Here is a 25,510-nt window from a genome sequence, read left to right on the forward strand (position 1 = left end):
GCCGACGACCGCGGGGGCCCTGCCCATTGCGTACCCGTCGGCCGAAGCCCGCCACACGGCACTTGGTCGGCGGTGTCCTCGGCGGCCGGGGCCAGGACGTCGATGAGCCGGCCGGGCCGCCCGCGGGCGGCCCCCCGTGGCGCAGTGCGGAAGTGCAAGCCGTCCCACTGGCCCCGTGCCGACCCCGCCGGCACCGCGAGCTGGCTGGCCTTCCTGGCCCTCGCTGTGCTGTCGGGGTGATGTTGGCGGCTGGGGCTTGCGGTGTGTTGCGCGGGGGCTCCCGCCCGGCGCGGGGGCTGGGCGGGAGCGGTGCCGTCCCCTCCGGTTGTTCTTCAGCACAAGGGGACAGCGTGGCCTTCCAGACGGGAAGGTCCGACGCCCGGGAGGCGTCTGTGTTCCATGGTGCGCCCTGCCCGCGGCGTCGCGAGGAGAAGTACGTTTCCGCCGTCAAAAGCGATAGTGGATCCACCTTTTGACCTCGCGAGCGACCGTGGTGACGTAATGCGCATGCCCTGTGATGCCTTTGGCCCCAGTGGCATTGTTCCGTAACCCCATGATCACGTTGAGTGTCGGAAGGTTGGCGGACCATGCTGGCACCCAACTCCTCCAAAGCGCTTCAGCACCGCCGCGGAAGGGCCTGACAGACGATACGAGTTCAAGGGAAAGGTGCGATGTCCAGAAAGCAGGTGTTGACCGTTGCCGTGCTGGTGGCGGTCTTCGCGTGGAGCACGGTGATGACCATGCTGGGGCAGCTCGCGGCCGTGGCCGCGCTGCTGCCCTCGCTCGGACTGCTGGTACAGCAGATCGTCACCGCGCTGGGCGGTACGGAGGCGCGGCCGGACGCCGCCGCGGCCCCCTCGTCGGCCGCCGCAGCCGGGCGTGAGGAGCCGACTCGATGACACCGTCCTTCAGGCCGGAGCAGTCTGGCGGGGAGCCGCCGAGTAGGCGCGGCCGCAAGCCGGAGCCGATCTGGGAGAAGGTGGGCGCCTCCCATCGCGCATGGCTGGAACCGGTCCGCAACCGGCTCTTCGCCAGCGGCCTCACCCTCGACGACCTCGTCAACCGCTCCGGATACTCCAAGACCCGCATCTCCGAACTCTTGCGCGGCAAGGGCTACTACCCCGGCTGGCAGATCACCTACAGCGTGATCTGTTCCCTGGACATCCCCGTCCTGCCGCTGTGCCGACTGTGGACGGCCGCTGCCCGCGAAGCGCACAAAGACACCGCCTGGATCGAAAACCGCATACACGAGGTCCAGCCGTTGCAGCCGGAACAGCCGCCACTGGCCCACCAGGGCTTCACCGAGGAAATCTGCCAGCCCTACACCGACTACGCCCGCGCCTTCCTCCAAACCGACGGGCGTGCCCGGTGGGTCGTCGCGGAGGTCTTCGACATCCTCTGGCTCGGCTGGGACGAGGCCACCGCCAGCCCCGATGTGCGCCGCCACGCCTGGTGCCTGCTGCGCTCCCGCGTCATGCTGCGCGCTCATCACCACCCCGACGGACACCCCGACCTGCGCGCCGCGGCGTTCTCCACCGTCGCCCAGAGCCAGACCGACGACCTCGCCGTCCGCTTCGCCCAGATCGGCGAGCAGGCGGACTTCTTCGACGCCATCGCTCGCCTGCCCCATGACCAGCTCGACGTCACCGTCCTGCGCTACCTGTGCGGCATCAGCGAGGACACCATCCCCGCCGTTGTCGGTCTGTCCCCGGCCATCACCCACACCATGGACCACCACGCCCGAGGGGCCCTGGAACGCATCTACCACCGTCACGAGAACCCGGAGTGATCACCGTAATGACTGCCATCGACCATCTCCTCGCCCGGGCTCTGCTTGTGAAGGACCCCCAGGTCCCCGCGGACACCGTCCCCTATGAAGACACTGCCTACCCCGCCTTCACATGGGACAGCTGCGACCGTGATCTGAGAGACGACACTGCCGCGAGGAACCTGCAGGCCATCTGCGAGGTGGCAATCACCCATTCCACTTTCACCCCCAGCCAGCTCGCCGACTTCATCACCGAACAACTGCCCGCCCCCCGCGCCGCCTGGGCCCTCGGCTGCGTCCTGCAACTCGCCGACGCTGAAGACGGCGCACGCTTTTGGTGGCAGTACGCCGCCGGCGCTGGTGACGACGCCGCCGCCTACTGCCTCTACCTGCACCACCTGGCGCTCGGCGACAGCCACGCGGCCGCCCTCTGGCTCGAACAGACCAGCCTCGAGACCCAGCACTACGCCGACACCACCAACCTGGCCGGCGACGACGAACCGGACGTCGACGCCAGCATCCCCACCGTCCTGCGCATCCTCAGCCACCTCACCCCAGCGGCGGACCGCAAGCCCACCAAAGCCACCGCCGCCGTCATGGACTACGTCGCCGCCGCTGTAGCCGCCGGCTACGCCCGCAACCCCGGCTACGAGATCCCGTTGCCCGGACCCCACTTCGCCGCACACATCGAGACCATTCTCCGCGCCACCTCAAGCGTCGCGCGGTCTTCCTACAAGACAAGGCAGTCGGCCACGGCCCTGCCCAACCGTCGCCCACTCGCCCCCAACACTGGCGACCGCCCCCACGAGGTGCGCGCCCAGGAGCCGGAGCAGGTTCTCATGGAGGTCGCGGCCGCTGATGACGAGTCCGCGTCAGCCTTCCAGGGAGCGATCGCCGCCTGCTGGGACACCGCCACCGCCGACCTCACCGCCAGAGAGATGGACCAGCCCGGCGTGCGGCTGCGCTACCACCTGAACCGGCGCCGGCGCATGGGCACGCTGCATGCATCCCGTACAAGCGCCCCAACCTGACAACTATGCATCCCGTACAGCGCCACGACCTGAGCCAGTGGCCGCTGGCTCTGTTCACGTCGCAGAGCAGCGTTTCGACGGCAGTTCGGGAGGCAGTGCCCGCGCCGGATGTTCACGACTCCGGGCAGCAGCTCGGTGGTGACCGACGGGAAGCCGCCTGCCGCCCGTCCGGAGCCCGGGGCAAAAGCGCTGGGTACGGGCGTAGGTGGCAGCCGCCATCGCGCCGTTGCCGGGCGCCGGCGGGTGCCTCCCGTTCTCGGGTTCTGGCTCAACTTCTGTGGAGCTCCGCCGTCCGCGCTCGTGCTCGCTTCGGCCCAACGGACTGACCTGCTGGATCCAAGCATTCAGCGTCCTGGTGAACCTATCGTCGAGCCGTCACCACGGGAGTTGAGCCAGAAGCCGAGAAGGGGCAGCCCTTCTACATCGGTTCGGGAGACAGCAAGCCCGCAAGACCGGAGCGTAGTGTTCACGACGCTGACCCTCGACTTGGGATGCCCCCCGGAACCCCGACAGGACCCGTGCTGGACGAAAGCCCGACCACTGAGCCAAGATCGAGTTGAGGGGGATGGAAAATTTGAACGAGAAGACTTTCACCGAGATGGCGAGCCGGTTCCTGCGCGCGTCCCTGGACTCGTGGCGCCAAGAGAACCACGCCTTCGCTGTCCTACACGCTGGTGTCGGATGCGAACACATCCTCAAGGCTTTGCTGTGCCGTCACAACCCCTTGTTGATTGCCGAGAAGGGCGACCAGTCTTTCCGTTTCCATTCTCTTGGGCACGGGGACGCGAACGGTGTCAAGCCTCTCTCTGAGGCAAGGACTATCGGCATACTCGAAGCCTTCAAAACTGCAGCCATCTTCATGCACGGCCGTATGCCAGTGGATGAACGGACTTTTCGACCGTTCGCAGACTCCCGCAACGGCGTCGCGCACTCTGCCTACCTCGATGACATGGCCGTCAGGAAGGTCGTCGAAACAGGTGTCCAGGTCGTCGAGTCTGTCCGCGCCGAGCTAGGCCTGGACCCGGCTGACTTCTGGGGCGAATACACGAGCGTCTTTGCAGATCTGAGCCAGGTCGCCTCAATGCCCGCCCCCGCAGGACCGGCCAAACGGCCTCTTCTGGAACCCTTCGCCCAACAACTTGCGCTCGCCGCGCGCGAGCGTGCCCGCTCAGCGATCTCGGTAGCCCTCAGCACAGGCCTTGAGGCCAAGTCCTGGGACGAGGCCACAATGCCCAGCGAGCTCGAAGGGGACGTCACCCGCACTGCGCTGGACGCTGCACTGGTCACCGCACTACGGATCGAGGGAGCCCAAGCCGGGCAAGCCGCCGAGAGGCTGCTCGTAGAGTACGGAGTGCTCCCACTCCCTGCGCCGCTGGCCTCCCACGACGATCCTGGCGTCATGCAGCGGTCCCATACTGCTGTAACGGTCAAGGTCATGATCGCTTCAGGTGTCATCGCGGGACTCGTCGACGTGCAGTATCGCAACCCTGATATGCCTCTAGTTGACATGCTGATCCACCTCGATCAAAGAGGCTGCCTGATAAGCAGTCGGGCAAGCGGTGACCACGTGTGGTGGCGTGAGTGCCCGGCCTGCGGTTACGCCGGCAACGTGTACGGGGACCTCAGCCCCGTACCCTGCCGCTGCAATGAGTGGGAGCTGTCGTGCATCCACCCCGGCGGGGTTGTCGACGTTGGAACGGTCGAGTCCTTCTCCTGCCCCTTCTGCGGCCTCTCCCTGAGCAACCGCGGGGAAGTCGCCACGGCGGGCATCGAATCGCGTACTGAAGCCCCGGAAGAAGATTGGTGAGCAAGCGAGCCGGCTGCACCACGAATAGGTCTAGGGGCCGCGCCAGGCCCTTCGCTGTGAACTTTCCGGCCTAGCGCCAACTGCCTCCCGAACCGACGTAGAGGGCTGCCCGTTCTCGGCTTCTGGCTCAACTCCCGTGGTGACGGCTCGACGATAGGTTCACCAGGACGCTGAATGCTTGGATCCAGTAGGTCAGTCCGTTGGGCCGAAGCGAGCACGAGCGCGGCCGGCGGAGTTCCACAGAAGTTGAGCCAGAACCCGTTCTCGTGAACATCGACTCTTCCGGTCTGCGGGTGCCCCCGGAGCCGTGAACATCTGCTGCCGGAACCCGCGAACAAAGCCAGGCCGCGTGTCCGCTGTCATCCAATCGAGGCTTTTGGCAGCGAACCCAGTCGTTTCGGTTTCCTTGCCGGCGAACCTAGCGTGGCCGCTGTGCGGCCGTTTCGCTGGTCGCGTGGTGAGCATCACTTCTCGGGCTGGTACTGGGCGGCGACGACCGGGCGGCACGTCGGTTTCGAGTCGCGGCTGGAGCGGGACCGGCTTGTGCTGATGGATTTCGGCACCGAGCACCTACAAGTCCAGGAGCGGCCCCAAGAAGGGACGAGCGGCCAGGCGGCCCGCACCAGCGATCAACGACGCCACGCGAGCTCTGATCGATGCCATGCTCGCCGACGTCTACTTCCGGGGGAGCAACAGCGCCCAGTGTCGGCGGAGGAATCGCTTGGCCAGTGCTGGGCGGAGAGATCATCATGTGGGAATGTCTGAGCACCGATCCTCTGTGACACCGACTGTGGTGCGGCTCCCCCAGTACACGAAGGCGGACCAGGAAGAGATCCTTGGCAACAGCGATGATCCCTTCGGGGTCGCCTCGGCCGGTCTGACATGGCTGCCGAAAGAAGAACATTTCGGCATCAGACACGAAGACCGCCTCGTGGCACACGCTGGCCTGCTGCGACTGCCTGTCGCGATCGGCGACACCGAGACAGAGGTGGTGGGCGTCGGCGGAGTGGCCGTCGCGCCCGGCATGCAAGGTCAGGGCCTGGCTCGGCTCGTCGTCACAGCTGCCCTGGAGCACGCCCGCACGATGGGTCCTCAGCACGCACTCCTGTTCTGCCGACCTCCCCTCGTGCCGCTCTACCAGCGCCTCGGATGGCACCCGCTCGACAAGGACGTACTCGTCGAACAACCCGAAGGCCGCCTGGTGACCATGCCGCTGCGGACTATGGTGACGCCCTTGCGCGACGACGCCCGCTGGCCCTCAGGGCCAGTACGGCTGTTCTCGCTCCCTATGTGACGGAGGGCCACCCAGCGCGGCGACAAGGGTTCACCCATCCCACACCGGTCCTCACTTGACCGTTTGCCAATCGATCCAGTCGCCGCAGGCCACCGCGGACAGAGCGACTAACTTCGCTGTCAAAGGACACCGCGCCCACCGGATCCGCGCCGTGCGGCTGCTTCATCTTGCTCTTCCTAGCCTTTGTGCTCTTCCTCGGGTACCTCAACGACTTCAAAGTGTGATCTTTATTGATCCGTTTAGTTGGGTGTCTCATGAGGCGGCACCAACTTCATGAGACGGCACAGTGAGCAAGCGGGCCATCGCGGCCGCCCATGCTCACGGCCAGGGGCGGCAGGGCCTGCCGGAGCTGGTCCATCGTGGCGCCCAGCGCGAACAGCGGCGTCAGCGCGCCGCGCGGGTGACACGCTGAACGTTCCACCTTCAGAGCGGGCTGGTGGGCGGCTCGTTGTGCAGGTCGTGATGGTTGAGGAAGCTCAGCGGCCGTGTAATCAGGCTGCCGGGCGTTCGACCTCCAGGAGCAGGAGGTCGAACTCGGGGCCGCCGGGGGTGTTGTGGTACGGGCCCGCGTACTTGTAGCCCATGCGCTCGTACAGCCTGCGTCCGGCCGTGTTGTCGGGGCGGACCAGCAGGGATGACCACTCGGGGTCGATCGCTGTGAGCAGTGCGGCGTGCAGCTTGGATCCGATGCCCTGGGATTGCCAGGCGGGGCTGACCGCGAGTTCACACAGTCCCATGAGGCGTCCGGCGCGGGCGTGCTCGGGGATCGCCGGCAGCAGGTCGCCGTACCAGTACTCGGGCGTGCAGGGGAAGGCGTAGCCGAAGCCGGCCATGGTGCCGCTCGCGTACGCGGCGGTCAGAGTGAACCCCTCGTGGCGGAGGTGGCCGAGGACCTGGCGGTGCAGCGCGGGCACGGACAGGCCATCGGTGGACGCGCTCGGGTTGTCGACGATCTCTGGGTGGGCGTCGGCCCAGATGTCGGCGATCGTGTCGAGCAGCGGCTCGGTCTGGCCGGGGCCGTAGGTGCGGATCACGACGTCTGTGCGGGTGCTGGGGGTCACGCCCGTCCTCCTGTGGTGGCGGTGATGGTGCGGTACTCCTCGATCCAGTCGGCGACCGCGGGGACGCGGTTGTGCCGCTGCAGCGCACCCGCGACGTTGTGCAGGGAGCGCAGCAGCCGGTCGGACCGCACCTCGGGCAGGAACGCCAGCACCTTGCCCGCGGCCGCGGCGGCCACCTCCGGCTCGGGACGGTCCCTCACTGCATGCTGGATGGCGACGTCGGCCGTGTACAGAGCACGGTTGCGGGTGAACGCGTCCCCGTACAACAAAACGGCCTGCTCAGCACCGGAAGCGGCGCGTTCATGCTGACCGAGATCAGCACGGGCCAATGACTCCAGCCCGGCCAGCTCCCCGGGCGTGTAGAACTCCAGCCACGGCGGGTCTGCGTCGGTCGGTCCCTTGGCGTAGAGGTCGTGGGCCCGGACGACGGCCTGATCGGTGGCGCTTGTGTCGCCCATCAGAGCCCACCCGCCGGCCTCGCGCATGTGAAACAGACTCAGCAGCCGGGAGGAGCCGAGGCCGCGGGCGACGGTCTGCGCGCCCTGGGCGGCGGAGATCGCCTCGCGCGGTCGCCCGGAAGCCTTCGCCAGCGAGCTCAGGCAGCCGAAGGCGTGCGCATCCAGCCCCGGGTCGTCGGCGATCCGCGCGGCGGCCAGAGCCTCGCCGTACAGCGAATGGGCATCCCCGGCACGGCCGGAGTCGAACGATAACCACCCGGCGGCGATCGACAGCGCGCCGGTCGCCGACCGCAGCGTCGCCTCGGTCCTGCTGGTCGCGAAGGTACCGTTCTGGAGCCACTGGTAGGCGGTGTGCAGCGCCTCGGAAGCGTCCCGGCGCAGCGACGCCGAGCCCTGGTCGTGATCGGTCGCGTAGAGCTCGGCCACGGCCCTCGTGACGGCCCTCACCTGGGCCGCTCCGATCCTTCCCGGTACCTTCTTCTTCGCACCGAGCGGCCCCAGAACAACGCCTGTTCCGTCTCGCAGGAAATCGCGCCGTTCCACCGGACCACTCTCCTCCCGCGGCGGCCCGTACGTTCCGGCGGCCGGCGGTACGGACAGTGCTGGGGTGATACGGAAGCCGAGGTCGGCCATGCTCCGCCCGGTCATCCTGGTCAGGATGCGCTGATACACCGCGCGGGGACAACCGACGTCCCCGTCCTCCCAAGCCGCCACCAGCCGTGTATCGCAGCCCACGTTTTCGCCCATCGCCCGCCCTGTGGCGCGGACCTCCGCGGCGAATTCCTGGCGACTCATCTGGAATTCCAGTTCACGCACCGCGCGCAGCACAGTGTTGGGCGTGAGGCTGCGGCGGTCGGCCATGCCGGGCTCCGGTATCCGCGGGTGGAAGGGTGCGGTGACGGTACCGCTCCCACCCACTATCTGCCCCGGTCTTGGCCAAGGTTCACCCATCCCGGTAGGTCCTGTGGCCGACTTACATCGGTCTTTCATCGGTGCGACATCGCACCCGCCGACGGGCCGCTGCTTGTGTGGAAGGTGACGTGACGACTGACCAGGAGGGGCGCTGTGGCGGACGCTTCGAGCAGCCAGACGGCGATGACCGCAGATGCGGCCGAGATCGACGCCCGCACCATCCAGCGGACGTACCAGGCGGTCCTGTGGGGATCGGGCGTCCTGACGGCCGAGAAACGCACGCAGCTCGGTGACTTCCTCCGCGGCCACATCCAGCTGCTCCTGCCCGAAGTCGCCGTGTACGAGCCCCGGATGCGGGGCGAGTACCAGCGCAGCACCGCGCACATCATCACCCGTACTCGCCGCCTGCTCGCGAAAGAGAACACGGACGTCTGGGATCTCGCGGTGCAGTGCCGGGCACTGCTCACCCTCTACCTGCACCCCGGCCCCCTGGAGCCGACGCGGGACACTGCCACAGAAAGCCGACCATGACCAGCACGGCTGCAGCGCAGCCCCGCAGAACCGGACACCCGGGCTACACCCTGAACGGACGCCGCACACCGGAGACAGCGCAGGAAGGCCGGCGCCTGACGCACGTGGCGCTGGCCGCGTGGGGCCTCGCCGACGAGGCGGAGACCGCTGCGCTGATCATGTCCGAACTCGTCGCGAACGCCGCCCGGCACGCCCGCGGCCACACGATCCGCATGACCGTCAACCGCCCGGCGGACAACCGGGTGTATGTCGCCGTGATCGACCGGGCACCCCTCAAAGTGCCCACGATGCTTACCCCCGGCCCGGACGCCGTCCAAGGCCGCGGGCTCCTCCTCGTCGACGCCGTCTCCCACCAGTGGGGCTGGGAATACATGGGCACCGGCACACGCCCGTGGGGCAAGCGTGTATGGGCGACGCTGGTGGTGACCCCGTGAGGCTCCACAAGTCGGCAGCCAGCCGGGACCCGGTTGCCGAGCACGTGCTCCTGGTGCTCGGCACCGCTCTGCTGCTCATGGCCGCGAGCACGTAGCCCCCACAGACTCGCCCGACGCTCTCCCCCCGTGGGCCCGGGCGACCAGAGCCCCCAGCTGGCCCCGGCTGGGGGCTCTTCCTAGCTGTGCTGTCGGGTTGGTGCCGCTTCAGCCTCGCAGTCACGCGAGGCTGAGGCTCCCAGACCAGCCTGATCAGTACCACCTGACCGGTAATGTCCTGACAGACCTCTGACCAGGGAGAACCCACGTGCAGCCCATGACCTTGTCGGCGATCGCCGACGCCGTAGGCGGCTGGCTCGCCGACGCCGATCCGCAGGCCACCGTTACCGCCCCGGCTGTCTTCGACTCCCGCGACGCCACGCCCGGATCGCTGTTCGTCGCGCTCGCCGGGGAGCAGGCAGACGGCCACGACTACGCCAAAGCCGCTCTCGCCAACGGCTCGGCGGCCGCCCTGACCGCCCGCCCCGTCGGTGTCCCCGCGATCGTCGTCCTTGACGTCCTGTCCGCGCTCGGGCGCCTGGGCCTGCACCTCGTACAGCACACCCTCACAGGCACACAGGTCGTGGCCATCACCGGCTCCGCCGGGAAGACCTCCACGAAAGACCTCATCGCCCAGGTGCTGCCTGCCGCCGGGCCCACCGTGGCCACGCCCGGCAGCTACAACAACGAGATCGGCCTTCCGGTGACCATCACGATGGCCGACCCCTCCACCCGGTTCCTCGTTCTGGAGATGGGGGCCCGGGGCATCGGCCACATCCAACAGCTCACCCGGATCGCTCCGCCCCACGTCAGTGTGGTCACCAACGTCGGTACCGCCCACGTCGGAGAATTCGGCGGCCGTGACAACATCGCCCAGGCCAAAGGGGAGATCGTCGAAGCCCTGCCCGCCGACGGTCTCGCCGTCCTCAACGCCGACGACCCCCTCGTACGCGCCATGGCCTCCCGCACCCGCGCCCGCATCGTCACCTACGGCCTCGACGCGCAGGCCACCATCCGCGCCGCCGACGTGAGCCTCAACGGCCAAGGACAAGCCTCCTACACGCTGCACAGCCCCGAAGGAAGCGCACCCGTCGCCCTTCAGTGCGTCGGGCAGCCGCAGGTCTACAACAGCCTCGCCGCCGCGGCGGTCGGCCGCGAGGCTGGTCTCCCCCTCGAGGAGATCGCCCGCATCCTCAGCCACGCCACCCCGCAGTCACGCTGGCGCATGGAGACCACACTCCGCGGCGACGGAGTGACGGTCATCAACGACGCCTACAACGCCAACCCCGACTCCATGCGGTCTTCCCTTGATGCACTCGCTGCGATGGCCCGGGGCCGGGACCAGCGCGCCATCGCCGTCCTCGGGCCCATGAACGAACTGGGCAACGATGCCCGCCACGCGCACGAGGAAGTCGGCCGCCACGCCGCCGGGCTCGGCCTGGACCAGCTCATCACGGTGGGAGGGGAAGCAGCCAGATGGATGCAGACCGCCGCCGCCGGGCTCGGCGCACCCGCTGTGCACCTGCCCAACCAGGACAGCGCGCTGCACCTGCTGCGCTCAACTCTCCGGCCGGGCGACGTCGTCCTGGTCAAAGCAAGCCGTGGGGTCCAGCTCCAGCAGCTCGCCCAGGCGCTGCTGGAACCAGACCCCGAACCCGCCGCCTAGACCGCAGCCCCGGCCGGACGGCTCAGCTCCCCGGTGAGCGCCGGGCCGTACTCGACCAGGTCGCCGGTGCCGATGAGCACCACCACATCACCCGGCCGGGCCGCCGCAACCGCGCATGCGACCGCGGCGGCCCGGTCCCGCTCCACGCCCCGGCACCTGCCTCCCGCGTCCTCCACGGCGGCGGACAGCTCCCGCAGCACCACCTCCTCACCGATGTGCGAGTGGCCCGTCAGCACCACCTCGTCAAACTCAGCGAGCGCCGCGCCGAACTCGCCGCCGAGCGCCTCGTGCCGGGCCCGGCCCGCAGGCTGGAACACCGAGATCACCCGGCCGTCGTCCTCGGTGAGAAGACTGCGCGCAGCAGCGAGGTCGGCCCTGATCTCGGTCGGGTGATGCGCGAAGGAGTCGTAGACCCGCACGCCCGCCGAGTCACCGGCGAGACTCATCCGCCGCGCCACCCCCTCGAAGGCGCCCAGGAACCCGGCGGCGTGAGCTCCGTCCAGGCCCACGGCGTGGACCGCTGCGACAGCGGCGGCGGCGTTCAGGAGCTGGTGCGTGCCGGGGATGCCAAGGGTCAGGGCAGTCTCGGCACCGCCCGGCCCGTGCAGCGTCGCCATGCCCCCGCCGTGCGCGCTCACCGCGTTCGTCAGGCGCCAGGTGGCGTCGGTGGAGCTGCCGAACCACACCAGCCGCGGGCCTTGGCCGGCCAGCGCCAGCCGGGAGGCGAGTTCCTGGCAGCCGGGCGAGTCCGCGTTCAGCACCAGCGTGCCGCCGGGCCGCATCCTGAGCGCGAACTGCTTGTAGGCGGTGATGTGGTCGGCCACATTCCGGTAGTTCTCGGGGTGGTCGTGCTCGATGTTCGTGATCACCGCGACGTTGACGCGCACGTTCAGGTGCGTCCGGTCCGACTCGTCGACCTCGGCGACGAAGATTTCGCCGTTCCCGGCGTGGCCGCCGCTGGCCGGGCCGTGGATGTCGCCTCCCACCACGTACGTCGGGGCGTGCCCCATACGGGTCAGGGCGTGGGCGAGCATCGCCGCAGTGGAGGTCTTGCCGTGCGTGCCCAGGATGCCGACCGTGGTGTGGTCGGCCATCAGCGTGTTGAGCGCTGTGGAGCGGTGCACCAGGGCAAGGCCCCTCTGCCGGGCCTCCTGCACCTCTGGGTTGTGCTCATCGATGGCGTGGGTGAACACCACCGCGGTCGCGTCCGCGGGAACCTGCGCCGCGGCGTGCCCGGTGTGCACGCTGACGCCCAGGCCGGCCAGCACCTGCAGGCCCTTGGTCTGTCGCCTGTCACTGCCGGACACCGTGAACCCCCGCTCGGCGCAGACCCGCGCCAGCGGCAGCATCCCCGTCCCACCGACGCCGATGAAGTGAACCCGGCGGAGATCGGCGGGGTCGCTGGCCGACGCCGTCGCGGTGATTTTGGGGACTGCGGTCTCGGTCATGAGCCCTCCCTGCGGACTGGCCGATGCCAGCCCATCCACTGGCACCCCCCTTGGGCGCCGCCCCCTCAACGTCCCGTCTCAGACTCACGGCCTCTACCGCCACGAGGGGTGCGGATATGTCCGCACCCCTCCTTCATCTGCCGCCCCGGTCTCATCAGCCCCAGGGGGTCAAATGAGCACACCCAATTACTCTCTGGCCGTCGCCTTGGCCGCAGCCCGCTGGAGCAACCACGAGACGGCCCGACGCATCAACCAACGCGCCACACAGCAAGGTCACCGACACATCGCCATTCACCACACCCGCGTCGGCCGCTGGATTCGGCACGGTGAGAAACCCCACTCGCCAGTGCCCGACCTCCTCGCCGGACTGCTGACGGAACACCTGGGCCAACTCCACACCCCGCAGTCGCTCCACCTCACCCGGGCCCGGAACCTGCGCGTCCCACTGGAGGAGCCGGAGCACCTGGTGCTGATGCAGCGGGCAACCGCCGCGAATCTCTCAGCGGAGGACTACGTACGCGGCCTCATCCGCACCGCCCTCCGCGACCACGAAGAGCCCCTTCCGCACCAAGGGTGAAACGCGCCTGGGGAGGTGTGGCTTCGTACACGGCGTAGAGCAGCGTTTCGACAGCGGTTCGTGTTCTTTGACAGCCAAGTTAGTCGTGTGCAGCCTGTTGACCTGGGTCGACTAGGTTGGATGTCAACCAGTGGTGGTGTATCTGGGAGCTGACATCGCTTCTCGCCTCCGCCGCCCCCACCGCGCCATGGTCCCCCTACCCGTCCGAGCCCTGGCAGCCACTGATGCTGACCGACACGCGGCTGCCGGCCTGACGTCAGAGTCGAGCCCGCGCTTCAACTGCTGAGTGAGTGATCCGCAACGCTGCGCCTTTGGGGGCAGCCTGCTACCGAGGAAAGGTCCGTGTTTGGGAGGGCGTTTCACGCGTCGGCTTCTGCCTCTTCGTCCGCACTAGTTTCGTCCTCGATCAGCCCGTACGGCGGACGGTCCTCGTTGCGGCTGTAGCGCACCACCACGCTGCTTTCCACCAGCGGTGGCGGGCTGTTGTCGGCGACAATGAGCTGCGCTCGGCTACCGCGCTCTGCGAGCCAGAGGAAGAGGTGGTGGTAGAAGTCGTCGATCGCGACGGCGTCCGCGATCACGGCATCGAGGGTGCCGCCGTGGCCGAGGTTCTTCTGGGGGCTGTCGATCATGAGGAATCCCGGGTGTGCGGCCCCTGCTTCGACGGCGATTTCGAAGACGGCCAGCTGCCAGGCCAGGGTGAGCAGGGTGCGGGCGCCGGAGGAGGCTTCCTGGTACGGCTCACCGCGTACGAAGGGGGTGAGGTCGGTCTTGATGAAGGGTGTACTGACCTTGGGGTAGCGCCAGGCTCGCAGGAGCTCGCCGTATCGGCCGCTGATCTTGGCGATGACCCGATCGCGGTCGTGGGAGGCGTCTCCGAGTCGTGCGAGTTCCTCGCGGAGACGGGCGATCTGGGCTTCGTGGCGTTCCACGGCGTCGGCCCGTTTGGCAAGTCCTTCGCGGAGTTTGACCGCGCTCTCGGCCTGTTCGAGTTGGCGCAGGACCTGTTCGCGCCTTCGGTGGAGGTCGTCGCGGGCGGCGAGGAACGGTGAGACGGAGGGCGACGTCGCGGCGTCCAGCGCGGCGGCGGCTTCCTCTTCCCGGACGGCCGCCTCTTCCGCCCGGAGTTTGAGTGCCGCGAGTGAGGCGCCGAGCTCATCGATGTAGGTGGTGATCTCCTTGAGACGGGCCTTGGTGGACCGGGTCTCGGCCGCGACGTCCACCCGGTTGTCCCCGGCCTGGCTGCCGGTGTCGGCAGCGCCCAGGACCAACGGCCCTTCCGTTGCTGTCAGTTCGTGGCGGCAGAGGCTGCAGCGTCCGTTGTCGGCGGTGGGGGGAGCCGACAGCCGGTTCAGGCAGGCGGGGCAGGTGGTGACGCTCAGGGGGTCGAAGATCTGCTGTGCCTCGCCGAGCATGCCGAGCTTGAGGAGATCGTCGGCGTACTGTGCGCGGAGAGGCATCAGGCGTTGGAGCTGTGTTTCGCAGTCCCGTAGGACCGCTGCCGCCCGGTGAGAAGTCTGGGCCGCCTCTTTGTGCTGGTGGCGCAGCTGGGCCGCGAATTCCGTTCCCGCCTGCGCCCGGCGGTCCAACTCCGTGAGCTGGCTCGTGATGTCAGCCAGCTCCTGTTCGTGGACGGCAGGTGTGGGTTCACCGTCCAGTGCGGTGGGAGCCTGCTCCACGACGAAGGTACGGGCTGCTGCGAGTTCGGCTTTGGCGCGGTTGAGCCGGCCGCCGAGTTCCTGGATGCGCTGGCCGAGTTCGACGGCGCGGTCGTCATGGACCCCGAAGGCGACGTCAACGACCTGCCGCAGTTTGTGCTTGCGCATGTAGTCGTTCTCGAACAGGAAGTTCTTGTCCGCGACGCGTTCGTTGGGCAGGAAGGCGAGCCACATCAAGTCGCGGAAGCTGAGCGGGTCCGTGCGGGATTCGCTGTTGGTGGGCGCTTCGCGTAGCTGGACGCCTTCGAGCTTGCAGTGACTCAGGAGGAGGGAGGACAGGCTCTCCGGTGCCCCGGGCGGGTCGATGGGCCTGCCCTCGGCCCTGGAGGTGGGCCTGCTGTCGAGCGTTCCGCGGCGTACGAAGGCGACCTTCGAGGGCTCTCCGACCGACCGCTCGATCACGTGCTGCTCGCCGGAGAGCTCGACCTCCAGGAGGCATGAACGGACCCTTCGCAGCACCTCCTGGTGGCGGGGGTGCCGTTTCGCGCCGAGCCCGTAGGCGATGAATTCCAGGACCGCTGTTTTGCCGGAGCTGAATGCCCCAGCGATGACGGAGAGGTTCCGTACCCGCTGTTCGGCGGTGAAATCGACGTCGTAGAACCGCTCCATGCCGACCAGGCGCAGACGGCGGATCCGGATGCCGGGAAGCGGCTCCATGGTGATCATCCCTCCCAGGACGTTTCCAGCAACGGTCCTGGCCCCAGGACGCTCATGAGGGCAGCCGCGGGTCCGCCGGGTCCGTCCGGCCTGAGCCACCGTGCGGTCTGCTCGCGCAGCCTTTTGTCGCTGAGTTTGCGGAGCTGGCGGACGACGATGTCGGCGGCGGTAGCAAAGGAGGTGGCGTAGGTGGCGGTGAACTGCCCGCCGAGGTGCTGACCGGCCTCTGTGATCGAGTAGGTGAGGGAGCCGTTGCTATTTCGGACCCGGCAGCACCCATAGGCCACCAGGAGCGCCAAATCGTGCTGGATCCGTTCTCGCCGGCTCGTGAATCGCTGTGAAGAGGACGCGTAAGCAAGGACCTGCGGGTCGAATCCGGCCAGCCGGAGGAGGCTCGCGTCCCGGCCCTCGGAGGGAATCACGAGGAAGGGGTTCGCGGACAGGAAGTCGTAGTACCCGATGCGTTCCAGGGTCGCCCCATTTGCGTCCTGCGCGGCGACAGCGTCAAGGAGCAGCAGCAGTTGAGCGAGACGGAAAGGTACCTCGTCCTCGGGCATCACAACCGGCCGGTCTGCTTGCACGGCATGCTCCTCATCAGTGGTCGAGCGGTACGGACGGATGCCAACCCTCAGTCGTCGGCATGACCACTCGCGATCTGCCGCCAGTGCGTGACCCACCCTGCCCGACGGTTGTCGACCAGCCGGTGGACCAGACCCCAGCTGTGCGTCACCTCCAGACGCAGCACTTTGGGCAGTTTGTCGTGCTCGCCGCGCACCTCGCGCCATACCCGGCCGTGCAGAGCGGCGAGGGTGCCCTCGGCCGAGCACTCGTTGAACTGCATCTCCCACACCCCGTGAAGAGTGGCGTCAGCAGAGCTCAGTGCGGCAACCTCAGCTGGCACGCCCTTGTGCGCGACTTCGCGCGCCACCAGGTCGGCGTTGAAGAACTGCCGTTTCGCCGAGTCCAGTTCGACGTGGCCGGCCTCGGTCATCTGGCGCACGAACAGAGCCGAGTCGAGCGCCGCCGCCCTGTCCTCCTCCACGTCCAGCACGAGGCGTATCTGCTCCTGGGAAGGGACGGCGGGCGCCGTGAAGGGTTCGTAATAGGCGCGGCGTACCTGGTCACCTTCGGGGCTCAGCAGCTTTTTCACGAGCTTGGTCTCGTCCCACAGCTCGATGACGAGGCCATGAGCCTTCTCCTGCCGCTTCTTCCAGCCGTCCCACCATTGGGCTGCCGGCCCGTCCATGCTGGAGGGGATGCACAGGATCCAGAGCGTGATGGTGTGACCGTTTGCCGCCGCGGCCTTCAGCCCGTTCGCGAGGGACTCGCGAATCTGCTGCGACTGGCTGGTTGTGGTCTTCGGCATGAAGTACTTGGACTGCCAGACCGTGATGGCGCCCCCGAGGTCACCGGCGAAAGCGTCGATTCCCCAGTCGCCCGGATTCGCAGCGATCATCCGGACGTTCGGATTGGTCGCACTGGCGAGCTGCGCGAGCATCTTCTCGAAGTCGGCCCGTGCCCCGTCCGCGCTTCCGGTCCGCAGTTCGTGCACTCCAAAATGGATGGGCGGAACACCAGCTGCCACCGGCATGGAGTTGTCCAACCCTGCACCCCCGCATCCCGCAGGCAAGCCGAACGAACCGCGTTCAGCGCGCTGTTCACCCTGCGCCACACACAGTAACGACCGTCAGCGTACGTGTTACGGAATCATCCGATCAAGGTGCTTGCGCCCGGCAGTGGCACGGTGGATGGGACTGGTGTGCAGAGGCAGCGGCAGTCCACTCGCCCCGTTGGCATGGGCGATGATCTCCGCGGTGATGGACACGGCCGTCTCCTCGGGTGTACGTGCTCCCAGGTCGAGACCGACAGGGGAATGCAATGCTGCTAGTTGCTGTGCCTCGACACCGGCCCTCCCGCAGGAGGCGCAGGCGCTCCTCGTGTGTGCAGCGGGAGCCCATCGCGCCGACGTAGCCGACGGGCAGCGTGAGCGCCCGGCGCAGGAGAGGGATGTCGAACTTGGCGTCGTGGGTGAGGACGCAGATGGCTGTACGGTCACCGACCGTCGTGCGTTCCAGGTGGTGGTTGGGCCAGGCGACACGGACGCTGCTGACGCCCGCCTACGCCCTGCCTGCACGACACCTCGACGTACGGCACGGCCCCGTCCGCCCCAGCAGGGACGGCCATGCACCCCCCGCGCTCACCCCTCACGACTAGATTCACTGTCAGGGAAGCCGAAACGACTGGGTTCGATGTCAAACGACTCGGTTGCATGACCGGGGACAGTTCGGAAGGCACCGAGGACGCTGGCCTCTCTGGGATGTTCACGGCGCCGGGAGGCAGCGCGGATGCTCAGGAGGCGGCTGCCCCGGTCCAGGCGTCTGCGGCCGGCCACCGGCTGAGGGCAAAAACGCTGGCTACGGGCGTGGGCCGGGGATCGTGCCCGCGCCGTTGCCGACCGCCAGGCCCCGGGTCGGAGGTGCCTCCCGAAGTCGCGCACATGGCCTCCTCGCACGACCGTGCGACGCCCGGAGCCGTGTCGAAACGACGACGCGACTCGGGTACAAAGCCAGCCAGGAGGTGACTCCATCCGTCGTGTATGAGCGACGCTGGTGATGACCCCGTGAGGCTCCACAAGTCGGCGGCCGTTCGGGCCTGGTTGCCGAGAACGTGCTCTTGGTGCTCGTCACCTTCCTGCTGCTCATGGCCGCAAGCACGTAGCCCATACCGGACCCGCCAGGGCTTCTTCTGTGGGCCTCCGACGACCGTCGGCACCCCTCCGCTATATCCACCTCGCTATCCGCGTCACCTTGATGCCGGGCCGCCCCTCGTTCGTGTGGCATCTGTACCTGCGGATGCCAGCGGCTACCTCGTACGGGTGACGCCTTGTCAGTCCCGATCCGTACCGTCCAAACCCTGACATCTCACCGCGCCCGGCGGCGCAGGACGAACGGTGGTGACCTCCATGTCTCTGGTCGACGGGCTGCGCAGCCCTCATACCCCGCTGCGCCGGTTCCTGGACCGCGAGCTCTCAGCCGGCCCCAAGCTGTTACGCGACAGCTTCCGCGCTCAGCACCGCACCGGCCACGTTTTGCTCCCGCCGCCTGGCGTCGGCACGGAGGCCGGCACCGTGGGCACCGCGATCGACCAGCGGCTGCGCCTGGCCTTCACCGCGGCCGCACCCGTCGACGAAGCCTCCTTGATCGGCGTCGAGCTCACCGGGCAGATCGGCCTCGGTGCAGGCCTGCGGATGCGCGCCGCTGGCAACGAGCTCACGGCGCGCCTGACGGAAACGGTGCACCGCCTGGGGCTCGACAACCGCGCGCTGCCGATCGACCGTGCCCACGATGAAGAGGAGGACCTGGCCCGCATGCTCATTGCCGCGGCCTGGTACCAGGTCCTCGCCCGCACGCCGATCGGCTTCGCCTTCACCCCGCTCGCCAAGGCCGCCCTCGCCGACCCCGGCGCCTTCACCCTCACCCGGCTCCTGCAGCTGCCGCATCGCGACCTGGTCGCCGACGTCGTCGCCCAGCTCCACCAGGCCGCCCACGGCCCTCTGGAAGCACTGCGCGCCCGCACCCGGCCCGAAGACTGCGTCGGCGGGCCGACGTTCGCCGGCGCTCACATCACCGCCGACGCCGACCTCGCTGTCGACGGACTGCTCCTCGACTTCAAAAGCACCCGCCACCCGCTCGCAGAGATGTCCCAGCGCACTGCCTGGCAGCTGACCGGCTATCTGCTCCTCGATGCAGCCGACCGGTACCGGATCGACGCCATCGGCCTCTACCTGACCCGCTCCGCGACCCTCGCCACCTGGCCCGTCGACGACTACCTCGCCCTGCTGAGCACCTGTCGCCGCGACCTCGCCCAGCTGCGCGCCGCCTTCACCGAACTGCTCACCGGCTGCCGCGCCGACGGCGTGCCCCTCACCACAGAGGAAGCCAACCGGGTACGGCAGCTGCTCGAGCGCCTGGCGCCGGTCGCCGACCCCGGCCACTGCCCCGTGTGCACCCAGCCTCTCCCCGAGGCCACCCGCCGACCCCGCACCTACTGCACCCAATGGTGTGCCAGCCGCGCCACCACCCTCCGCCGCAAGGGCCTCCTGCCCGGCGACCCCATCCCGCTGCTCCCACCGCTGCGCAAGCAGCGCCCAGAGCTCCCCGAGGACTGCGAGGTTGTGAGCGTGACAGCACATTTCCACAGGTAGACGAGGTGATCTCTGAGGGGCAGAGCTCGCGAGCGCGCTCCGCACGGGCACCCAGGCATGCAAAATGGATGACTAATAGCTGCCTAGAGAGTTTCCAATCTACGCCTATACTGGTGTAGGTTTGGGGTATGAGTGATGACCAAGTCGATAGCGTGGAAGCGTTGTTGGAGGAAGCGCGGTTGACGGCGTGGATGCCGGAGCCGGCTGAGCGTCTGCGACTGCGGCAGGCGGCCGGTCTCTCGCGTGCTCAGGTGGCCGCAGCGGTGGGCGTCGGACGTCAGACGGTCGCCAACTGGGAGGAGGGGGTGACCGATCCGCAACCGCCGGGGCGCATGAAGTACCTGCGGTTGCTGAAGGGCCTTGCCGAGCTCCACCCTGCCCCGGCCCCGGCCGAAGCGCCCGCTGAGCCCACCGCTCCGGACGCGGCCTCAGCTACGGCGTTCGCCACACCCCAGACCGCGTGGAGCCCCGACGGGATGGCCGTACAGGGCGAGCCCGCCCCCTGCGTCCGCTGTGGCGCCATGACGCCTTACAAGGCCACGGACGGCCGTTCCCTGCACGTCGGCGGCATGTGCCAGCCTCCCGCCGCCGCACCCCAGGCCGCCAGCGCCCCGGCCCAGGCCGCCGTATCACCCACTCCGGCGCCAGTGCCCTCGCGGCCGCAGCGCCGGGCGAAGTCCGCGGCCCGCGCGCAGGCGGAGACCGTCGGCCTCATCGGCCAGGCCGTGCACGAAGAGCTGGAGCGCGCCCAGGGCGACACCGACGCCGCGATGGAGGCCCTGAGCAAGCGCGCCATCCCGGACGTCATGCGCCTGTTCGGGGAGACCCGCGCCACCGCCCGCTACACCTACACCGCCTACCCGGCCTTGCCTCAAATCTTCAAGAAGCCCTCGAAGAAGGAGCCGGACCAGATCTGGGAGGCCCGCCCCAACTTCCACCACCCCGACTACTCCCTCAAGATCCCCGGGGACATCGCGGTCACCGCCCTGGACATCAACGCCGCCTACCTCTCGGCCCTCAAGTGCTGGCTGCCGATCGGGAAGCTGGAGCACTCCACCGGCAGCGACGGCGTGGACTCCAAACGTTCCGGAGTCCACCTGATCACCCCCTCACCGTGGAACCACCCGCACCTGCCCGACCCTCTCGCCGACCGGGACCAGCCCGGCCCTGTGTGGGTCACCAATGCGACCCTGCGCCTCCTGCTGCGCCTTTCCGGGCCGAAGTACGGGCTTCTCGATGCGCCGATTATTCACGAATCGTGGACTTCTGGCGCGACAGAGAATTTCCTGGACGCTCTGCGGAAGACTCTGACCGCAGCGCGGGAGACAGCTATTGCCGAGGACGACACCATCACCTTCGAATACATCAAGGTGATGTATTCGAAGTTCACTTCCACGATGGGTGAATCAATCCACAACCGTGAAATTGTGCGCCCGGACTGGATGCACATCATCCACAGCCAGGCGTTCGCCAACCTCTGGGGCAAGGCGTACAAGGCCCACCAGGCAGGTCTGGAGGTCATCGCCATGATGGGCACGGACGAGCTGCACGTCACCGGTGACTGGCGGCAGGTGTTTCCCGAAGGACGGGGCGTCACTCAGGTGAAGATCAAGTACAGCGATGCCAAAGCGTCCGGTGAGTACACCGTCGGCAAGGTGACCCGCTGATGGCCGGCTCCGGCGGCCGCTGGAGGCACCTGGGCACCTTCCGCGCCCGAGGCATCCACGGAGGGATGGCCCTGGCCGAAGGCATCGATTGGATGGTCACCGGCATCGAGTCACCCGTCGACTCCGAGCGTGGCCTGGCAGCCCGCCTGCGCTACCTCACCGCAAGCGACGCCGGGTACGAGGCGCTGGATCGTGCGGGCGTCCACGTCAGGCCCCGCACCCTCATCGCCTGGCTCGCTGAGGAGCAGACCCCCAGCAAGGCCAACCTCGCCCGCCTGGACGCCGCGTACTGGGACCTGCGCCGCCGCAACGTGGTCGCCGACCTCAAGCGCCGGCTCAACAACCGCGGCCGCGGAACCCGCATCGAGATCGACCCCGTCGACCAGTCCCGCGTCGACCGCAAACACCAGCGCGACCTGGAGACCCGCGACATCAACGTGCGCGGCGCCGTATGGGATCGCGCCGTCGACGCCTGGATCGCCGAAGACACCACGGAACTCGAAGCGATCTGGGACGACATCATCCAAAGCAGCCTTGGCACCGACTGGGACTCCTACACCTACGTCTCCTCGGTCGGCTGGGCCGCCTGACTCGCCCCATACACGTACGGCCCGGAGTCACTGGAATTGACTCCGGGCCGTACAACGTCACCGTACCCCCGACGCTGCGCAGCATTTGCAGAGACTGTGTGAGATCCGATGATCTGTGCCGTTCTGTGACTGGTGGACCGGTCTAAGACGGCACAGCAGTCGGCGATCTCCTGAGTCTCAGGGCATTGCGGCGTAGCCCACGAGGGTGTCGAGGGCGGTGTTCGCAGCTGCGCGCCGTTCGGTGGGTGTCATCTGCGCGCACTCTCGATACATGCCGTCGGTCGTCTTGCCCAGTCCTGCACGGGCCAGGCGCCGGAACTCCGGGCTGGCCTCGCCGGGCGCGTCGGGATCGATCTGGGAGGCCGGCATGTCCCCCTCCACGTTGATGATGACTCCGCATGCCAGCTCCACCAGCCGGGCCGTGGTCACCGCATCCTCGACCAGCAGCGTCAGCGCGGCGTCCTGGCACGAGGCGCAGCCCTCGAAGGCAGCGCCCGTGACGTCCTCGAACAGCTTGCTGTCTGCCTGCCAACCACCAGGCTGCGGCACTGCATCCAGACTCCAGCCACGATGAGCATGGTCGTCCTCCGGACGCGGACGACGCGGCTTGCCGGGCTTCTGGCGGCCCATGAGGACTCCTTGTGTTGTGCTGCGACGAGCGCGATCACTGGTAGAGGAAGTCGACGCCGAACTCGGGTAGCTCGACGAGAAGTTCGAGCGCTGTCGTCGCCGCGTCCAGCCGCTCTTGGGGAGTGAGCGCTGCGCAGGCCTCGCACACCGCTGCGGCCACACCGAGGGTCCCCTCGGCGGTGTCGTAGGCGTGCGCGGCGGTGCGGAACGATGCCGTGGGGTGGAAGGGCGCGTCGGCCGGCTCGCTGCCCTCCAGGAGTACGTCGGGCAGTCCGCCATAGGTCTCGGAGGTGAACAGGCACGCTCCGTACACCAGCATCCCCGTGGTCGCCGCGTCTTCCTTGAGGAGGCTAAGCAACTGCTCGCGGCACGGCTGGCACTCGTCCAGGACCACGTCGTACAGCTGCGCCACCAAACCAACAATCGCGCCCTCCCGCTCCTCCTCGTACGCCATGGGAGGGGCGACGCGGCGGCGGCCATCGTTGCTGTGGTCGTGGACGTGGTCGGTGGTGAGGACAACCCTGCTCACAAGATCCTCCGCGATCTGCCGACGCCGACGGTGAAACCATCGTCCCGCGTCGGGCACGGAGCATGGGCTGGTTTGGCGATTCGGTTGACATCCGAGCCGGTCAGCTCCGCCGACCGGTCCACCCTCTACAGAACGTCACAGATCACCAGTTCCGAGGCGTCACCTACTGGCGGCTCCACTCTGCTGGCGGCTCCGTCACCGTACCCGGATGCCGCGCAGCATTCGCACGGTCCGGCAGCTGGTCACCGGACCTCGCACACAGCTCCCTGCCGCCCGCAGGAGTCAGGGACGCTCGCCGCGCTGCGCCGCGTCGTCGATGACCTCGGGGCAGACGAACGCGATCGGCCAACTGCTGTTCGGAGTCTCCCTGGCCCACTTCTCCACACTGACGCTGCTGACGTCCTCGCGTCTGGCTACGCGCGCGAGCCCGAATGGGAGTCGACGCTGTGGTGCTGCTCGGGGTGCTGGAGAAGGTTCAGCCGGCCAGCCGGAGCGTTGGTCGGCCCTCGGGGGCTGGGGCGTCTTCGCCACCGTCCGGGTCGGGGTCGAAGTCGGTGTTGACTCGTGCGTCGCTGGTGCGCGGCGGTCGCATGTCGCCGGTGGGGAAGTTCAGCGGCCATACGAAGGTGTTCGGGTCCTGGAGGTGATTGACCATGTGGGCGAACGACTCGTACGCGGCCATCAGCGGGTGGATGAGCACCGTGCCTTGTCGGTGGCGGCCGTCGAGGATGCCCTTGTCCTTGAGCTGGCCGATCGCCCGGGAGACGGCGGCCTGGCTGATGTCGAGGCGTTTGGCGATGTCCTGCTGCCGGATACGGACCAGGCCGCCGGCCTCCTGGCGTGCGGTGAGGACGTCGAACACGTCGCGGGCCGTGGGGGATAGGCGCGCGTTCGGTAGTGCCTCGAAGATCTCCGGGTTGTGGAAGCCGGGGACAGTGCTCATCGCGATGCCTCATTCCTGACAGTCGGGATGACGATTTCGTACTTGGTCAGTGTCTTCTCACCAAGCTGCTTGAGCAGCCTCCGCTGCTTCACGCTGCCCCACCGGTACGAGTAGAGCGGGTGGAGCCGGTACACGCCGCGCCGCTCCTTCCAGGCGAAGTTGTGCTTACTCAACTGCCCGATCGAGCGGGAGATCTTCGACTGCGAGCAGCCGAACTTCGCGGCCAGGCTGCCCTGGGTCATCTCCACCAGGGCCTGGGCGTCGTGGTGGACCGTCATATGGTCCAGCACATTGCGGGCCGTCTCGGAGAACCCGAACTTCCACAGGTTGTCTTGGATCACCTGCGACGTGCTCATGTGCTGGCTGCCGTAGAAGGCGTACGGCTTGACGTCCGGGTTGGTACTGAACGTGCCGCCCTTGCGGGCGAGGTCTTCCAGCTTCTTCAGCAACTGCCGCGCGGACTCGACACCGTCGACGGTGTTCGGCGGCGGGGGCGCAGGAGACAGCCGCGTCGCCTTCGCGGGCGACTCCGCACTGCGCCGCAGGGCCTGGGCCACAAGCTCTCCTCTGATCAACTCCGACGCCGCATAACATACCAGCAGCGATATCTTATTCGGTTGATCCATGCACGATCGGGCGTGTCCCTTGCCAGGCACGATCTATTCACCTACGTGCATGCATCTCGCCGCCCGCGGCCGCGATCTATTCACCCTGGGTGCATACATCGCCCGCGTCTTCGCAGGTCAGCGCGTCGCGCCTATCTGATCTTTAGAGGTGCGCCCCCAGTGACCCGCTCTGCGCCCTCCAGCTGCTGCATGCAACGACGAGACAACGGCCGGGCACGGGGGGCTCGGTTGCATCCACTGACGGCCGCCCAGCTGTGCGGCGGTGGTGCGGGGCTGAGGCACTTTCGGAATGCCCGCGCCTACCGTATCGCTCGACTGTCTTTTCCCACCAGGACCGTTCTGGAGGGCTTTCCGCCTCATGATGAAACTGGTTAATGAGCGCACCGTATATTCCTGAGCTGTCTTAGCGGCTCCATTCCTGCCAAACGAATTTTGAGGGCCGGGCGCCGCCCTGAGGGGTGGTGCCGTGTTTTCACGGACTCTACCCGGCATCACCGAGTGATGCAGCGGGGTTCATCAAGGGTAGACCTAAAAGAGTGTCTTGCGGTACAGTTGGCGCCTACGGCATCGTCAGGCAGGCGCGTGAGCAGGCAAGATGATATCACGGCAGCTGCTCACGCAGTCCAGTCACTCGGCCCGGCGGGGGTGGCACTTAATCCACCGCCACCCCCGCCCACACAGCCCGCTGATCTTTAACCGCACCCCACGCAAGCCTGACTGTGCGTCGACACGGGACCCGACTCGGGCGGCGGAGGCAAGGAGGTGAGTCACACGCTGAACTGACTGCAAGTTAATTCGTATCTCTAGCGTGAATTCCGGAGGAATTCTTAAACCAATTCCGGAGGAATTGGTTTAACCCCCGTAGGGGGTTGTCATTTTGACGACCCGTAGGGTCGTGCGTCGTTCCTCCGGAGGAGGACGCG

General features: G+C 67.8%; 23 protein-coding genes and 1 pseudogene. 13 read left to right on the plus strand and 11 right to left on the minus strand.

Features of this window, described 5'->3' with window-relative positions; translation table 11 throughout:
• Positions 1-671 precede the first annotated feature (671 nt).
• From ACWDSL_RS38075 to ACWDSL_RS38100, 6 genes are all read left to right on the plus strand, one after another.
• A complete protein-coding gene (locus tag ACWDSL_RS38075) occupies positions 672-899 on the plus strand; it encodes a hypothetical protein (RefSeq protein ID WP_450492530.1) in 228 nt (75 codons plus the stop codon).
• Positions 896-1,789, plus strand: coding sequence for an XRE family transcriptional regulator (locus ACWDSL_RS38080; protein ID WP_450492531.1), 894 nt, complete (start codon positions 896-898; stop codon positions 1,787-1,789). The genes ACWDSL_RS38075 and ACWDSL_RS38080 overlap by 4 nt, the downstream gene beginning before the upstream one ends.
• Positions 1,790-1,797: 8 nt before the next feature.
• Positions 1,798-2,799, plus strand: a complete 1,002-nt coding sequence (locus ACWDSL_RS38085; protein WP_450492532.1) for a DUF6207 family protein — start codon at positions 1,798-1,800, stop codon at positions 2,797-2,799.
• 565 nt (positions 2,800-3,364) lie between these two features.
• Positions 3,365-4,606 (plus strand): hypothetical protein, encoded by a 1,242-nt coding sequence (locus tag ACWDSL_RS38090; protein WP_450492533.1) that lies wholly within the window; start codon positions 3,365-3,367, stop codon positions 4,604-4,606.
• 757 nt (positions 4,607-5,363) lie between these two features.
• Complete coding sequence (locus tag ACWDSL_RS38095; protein WP_450492534.1) at positions 5,364-5,900, plus strand: GNAT family N-acetyltransferase; 537 nt, start codon at positions 5,364-5,366, stop codon at positions 5,898-5,900.
• Positions 5,901-6,186: 286 nt separating this feature from the next.
• Entirely contained in the window at positions 6,187-6,312 is a 126-nt protein-coding gene (locus ACWDSL_RS38100) for a hypothetical protein (protein ID WP_450492535.1), read from the plus strand.
• 79 nt (positions 6,313-6,391) lie between these two features.
• Here the strand turns inward: ACWDSL_RS38100 and ACWDSL_RS38105 are convergent, their stop codons facing one another.
• Both ACWDSL_RS38105 and ACWDSL_RS38110 read right to left on the minus strand, forming a co-directional pair.
• Positions 6,392-6,961: an N-acetyltransferase family protein gene (locus tag ACWDSL_RS38105; protein WP_450492536.1), complete on the minus strand. Its 570-nt coding sequence runs from the start codon at positions 6,959-6,961 to the stop codon at positions 6,392-6,394.
• Complete coding sequence (locus ACWDSL_RS38110; RefSeq protein WP_450492537.1) at positions 6,958-8,280, minus strand: hypothetical protein; 1,323 nt, start codon at positions 8,278-8,280, stop codon at positions 6,958-6,960. The genes ACWDSL_RS38105 and ACWDSL_RS38110 overlap by 4 nt, the downstream gene beginning before the upstream one ends.
• A 234-nt stretch (positions 8,281-8,514) precedes the next feature.
• Here ACWDSL_RS38110 and ACWDSL_RS38115 point away from each other — a divergent pair, with 234 nt between their 5' ends.
• The 3 genes from ACWDSL_RS38115 (at position 8,515) to ACWDSL_RS38125 (ending at position 10,998) form a co-directional block, all read left to right on the plus strand.
• Positions 8,515-8,862: a hypothetical protein gene (locus ACWDSL_RS38115; RefSeq protein ID WP_450492538.1), complete on the plus strand. Its 348-nt coding sequence runs from the start codon at positions 8,515-8,517 to the stop codon at positions 8,860-8,862.
• Complete coding sequence (locus ACWDSL_RS38120) at positions 8,859-9,296, plus strand: ATP-binding protein (protein WP_450492539.1); 438 nt, start codon at positions 8,859-8,861, stop codon at positions 9,294-9,296. The genes ACWDSL_RS38115 and ACWDSL_RS38120 overlap by 4 nt, the downstream gene beginning before the upstream one ends.
• 304 nt (positions 9,297-9,600) lie before the next feature.
• Positions 9,601-10,998 (plus strand): UDP-N-acetylmuramoyl-tripeptide--D-alanyl-D-alanine ligase, encoded by a 1,398-nt coding sequence (locus ACWDSL_RS38125; RefSeq protein ID WP_450492540.1) that lies wholly within the window; start codon positions 9,601-9,603, stop codon positions 10,996-10,998.
• On the opposite strand, the gene murC is transcribed toward ACWDSL_RS38125, so the two are convergent.
• Positions 10,995-12,446 carry a UDP-N-acetylmuramate--L-alanine ligase gene (gene murC / locus ACWDSL_RS38130; RefSeq protein ID WP_450492541.1) on the minus strand — a complete coding sequence of 484 codons (1,452 nt, stop codon included), beginning with the start codon at positions 12,444-12,446 and terminating at the stop codon, positions 10,995-10,997. The genes ACWDSL_RS38125 and murC overlap by 4 nt on opposite strands.
• A gap of 172 nt (positions 12,447-12,618) precedes the next feature.
• Between murC and ACWDSL_RS38135 the strand changes: the two genes are divergently transcribed.
• Positions 12,619-13,023: a hypothetical protein gene (locus tag ACWDSL_RS38135; RefSeq protein ID WP_450492542.1), complete on the plus strand. Its 405-nt coding sequence runs from the start codon at positions 12,619-12,621 to the stop codon at positions 13,021-13,023.
• A 359-nt stretch (positions 13,024-13,382) separates the two neighbouring features.
• Here the strand turns inward: ACWDSL_RS38135 and ACWDSL_RS38140 are convergent, their stop codons facing one another.
• From ACWDSL_RS38140 to ACWDSL_RS38155, 4 genes and pseudogenes are all read right to left on the minus strand, one after another.
• Positions 13,383-15,398, minus strand: coding sequence for a DNA recombination protein RecN (locus ACWDSL_RS38140; protein ID WP_450492543.1), 2,016 nt, complete (start codon positions 15,396-15,398; stop codon positions 13,383-13,385).
• Positions 15,399-15,403: 5 nt separating this feature from the next.
• Positions 15,404-15,979 carry an ABC-three component system middle component 2 gene (locus tag ACWDSL_RS38145; RefSeq protein WP_450492544.1) on the minus strand — a complete coding sequence of 192 codons (576 nt, stop codon included), beginning with the start codon at positions 15,977-15,979 and terminating at the stop codon, positions 15,404-15,406.
• 47 nt (positions 15,980-16,026) lie between these two features.
• Positions 16,027-17,001 carry a serine/threonine protein kinase gene (locus ACWDSL_RS38150; protein ID WP_450492545.1) on the minus strand — a complete coding sequence of 325 codons (975 nt, stop codon included), beginning with the start codon at positions 16,999-17,001 and terminating at the stop codon, positions 16,027-16,029.
• 96 nt (positions 17,002-17,097) lie between these two features.
• Positions 17,098-17,500: pseudogene (locus tag ACWDSL_RS38155) on the minus strand (XdhC family protein); the annotation flags it as partial.
• 860 nt (positions 17,501-18,360) lie between these two features.
• Here ACWDSL_RS38155 and ACWDSL_RS38160 point away from each other — a divergent pair.
• The 3 genes from ACWDSL_RS38160 to ACWDSL_RS38170 all read left to right on the plus strand — a co-directional run bounded on the left by ACWDSL_RS38160 (position 18,361) and on the right by ACWDSL_RS38170 (position 21,859).
• Positions 18,361-19,602 (plus strand): hypothetical protein, encoded by a 1,242-nt coding sequence (locus tag ACWDSL_RS38160; protein ID WP_450492552.1) that lies wholly within the window; start codon positions 18,361-18,363, stop codon positions 19,600-19,602.
• Between the two features lie 128 nt (positions 19,603-19,730).
• Entirely contained in the window at positions 19,731-21,269 is a 1,539-nt protein-coding gene (locus ACWDSL_RS38165; protein WP_450492546.1) for a helix-turn-helix domain-containing protein, read from the plus strand.
• The gene (locus tag ACWDSL_RS38170) at positions 21,269-21,859 is read left to right on the plus strand and encodes a transcriptional regulator (protein ID WP_450492547.1); all 591 of its coding nucleotides are present in this window, start codon (positions 21,269-21,271) and stop codon (positions 21,857-21,859) included. Before ACWDSL_RS38165 ends, ACWDSL_RS38170 begins: the two co-directional genes overlap by 1 nt.
• Positions 21,860-22,036: 177 nt before the next feature.
• Here the strand turns inward: ACWDSL_RS38170 and ACWDSL_RS38175 are convergent, their stop codons facing one another.
• The 4 genes from ACWDSL_RS38175 to ACWDSL_RS38190 all read right to left on the minus strand — a co-directional run bounded on the left by ACWDSL_RS38175 (position 22,037) and on the right by ACWDSL_RS38190 (position 24,518).
• The gene (locus tag ACWDSL_RS38175) at positions 22,037-22,489 is read right to left on the minus strand and encodes a hypothetical protein (protein WP_450492548.1); all 453 of its coding nucleotides are present in this window, start codon (positions 22,487-22,489) and stop codon (positions 22,037-22,039) included.
• A gap of 34 nt (positions 22,490-22,523) precedes the next feature.
• Positions 22,524-23,018, minus strand: coding sequence for a hypothetical protein (locus ACWDSL_RS38180; RefSeq protein ID WP_450492549.1), 495 nt, complete (start codon positions 23,016-23,018; stop codon positions 22,524-22,526).
• A 475-nt stretch (positions 23,019-23,493) separates the two neighbouring features.
• The gene (locus tag ACWDSL_RS38185) at positions 23,494-23,961 is read right to left on the minus strand and encodes a helix-turn-helix transcriptional regulator (RefSeq protein ID WP_450492550.1); all 468 of its coding nucleotides are present in this window, start codon (positions 23,959-23,961) and stop codon (positions 23,494-23,496) included.
• On the minus strand, positions 23,958-24,518 hold the full coding sequence (locus ACWDSL_RS38190; RefSeq protein ID WP_450492551.1) for a hypothetical protein: 561 nt from the start codon (positions 24,516-24,518) through the stop codon (positions 23,958-23,960). The genes ACWDSL_RS38185 and ACWDSL_RS38190 overlap by 4 nt, the downstream gene beginning before the upstream one ends.
• Positions 24,519-25,510 lie beyond the last annotated feature (992 nt).

The sequence above is a fragment of the Streptomyces sp. NPDC000941 genome, assembly GCF_053599555.1.

What these genes read in the sequence shown, in the direction of transcription:
- ACWDSL_RS38075 (WP_450492530.1), top strand. Translation starts at nt 672, where the DNA reads ATGTCCAGAAAGCAGGTGTTGACCGTTGCCGTGCTGGTGGCGGTCTTC.
- ACWDSL_RS38080 (WP_450492531.1), top strand. Translation starts at nt 896, where the DNA reads ATGACACCGTCCTTCAGGCCGGAGCAGTCTGGCGGGGAGCCGCCGAGT.
- ACWDSL_RS38085 (WP_450492532.1), top strand. Translation starts at nt 1,798, where the DNA reads ATGACTGCCATCGACCATCTCCTCGCCCGGGCTCTGCTTGTGAAGGAC.
- ACWDSL_RS38090 (WP_450492533.1), top strand. Translation starts at nt 3,365, where the DNA reads ATGGAAAATTTGAACGAGAAGACTTTCACCGAGATGGCGAGCCGGTTC.
- ACWDSL_RS38095 (WP_450492534.1), top strand. Translation starts at nt 5,364, where the DNA reads ATGTCTGAGCACCGATCCTCTGTGACACCGACTGTGGTGCGGCTCCCC.
- ACWDSL_RS38110 (WP_450492537.1), bottom strand. Translation starts at nt 8,280, where the DNA reads ATGGCCGACCGCCGCAGCCTCACGCCCAACACTGTGCTGCGCGCGGTG.
- ACWDSL_RS38115 (WP_450492538.1), top strand. Translation starts at nt 8,515, where the DNA reads ATGACCGCAGATGCGGCCGAGATCGACGCCCGCACCATCCAGCGGACG.
- ACWDSL_RS38120 (WP_450492539.1), top strand. Translation starts at nt 8,859, where the DNA reads ATGACCAGCACGGCTGCAGCGCAGCCCCGCAGAACCGGACACCCGGGC.
- murC (WP_450492541.1), bottom strand. Translation starts at nt 12,446, where the DNA reads ATGACCGAGACCGCAGTCCCCAAAATCACCGCGACGGCGTCGGCCAGC.
- ACWDSL_RS38135 (WP_450492542.1), top strand. Translation starts at nt 12,619, where the DNA reads ATGAGCACACCCAATTACTCTCTGGCCGTCGCCTTGGCCGCAGCCCGC.
- ACWDSL_RS38140 (WP_450492543.1), bottom strand. Translation starts at nt 15,398, where the DNA reads ATGGAGCCGCTTCCCGGCATCCGGATCCGCCGTCTGCGCCTGGTCGGC.
- ACWDSL_RS38160 (WP_450492552.1), top strand. Translation starts at nt 18,361, where the DNA reads ATGTCTCTGGTCGACGGGCTGCGCAGCCCTCATACCCCGCTGCGCCGG.
- ACWDSL_RS38165 (WP_450492546.1), top strand. Translation starts at nt 19,731, where the DNA reads ATGAGTGATGACCAAGTCGATAGCGTGGAAGCGTTGTTGGAGGAAGCG.
- ACWDSL_RS38170 (WP_450492547.1), top strand. Translation starts at nt 21,269, where the DNA reads ATGGCCGGCTCCGGCGGCCGCTGGAGGCACCTGGGCACCTTCCGCGCC.
- ACWDSL_RS38175 (WP_450492548.1), bottom strand. Translation starts at nt 22,489, where the DNA reads ATGGGCCGCCAGAAGCCCGGCAAGCCGCGTCGTCCGCGTCCGGAGGAC.
- ACWDSL_RS38185 (WP_450492550.1), bottom strand. Translation starts at nt 23,961, where the DNA reads ATGAGCACTGTCCCCGGCTTCCACAACCCGGAGATCTTCGAGGCACTA.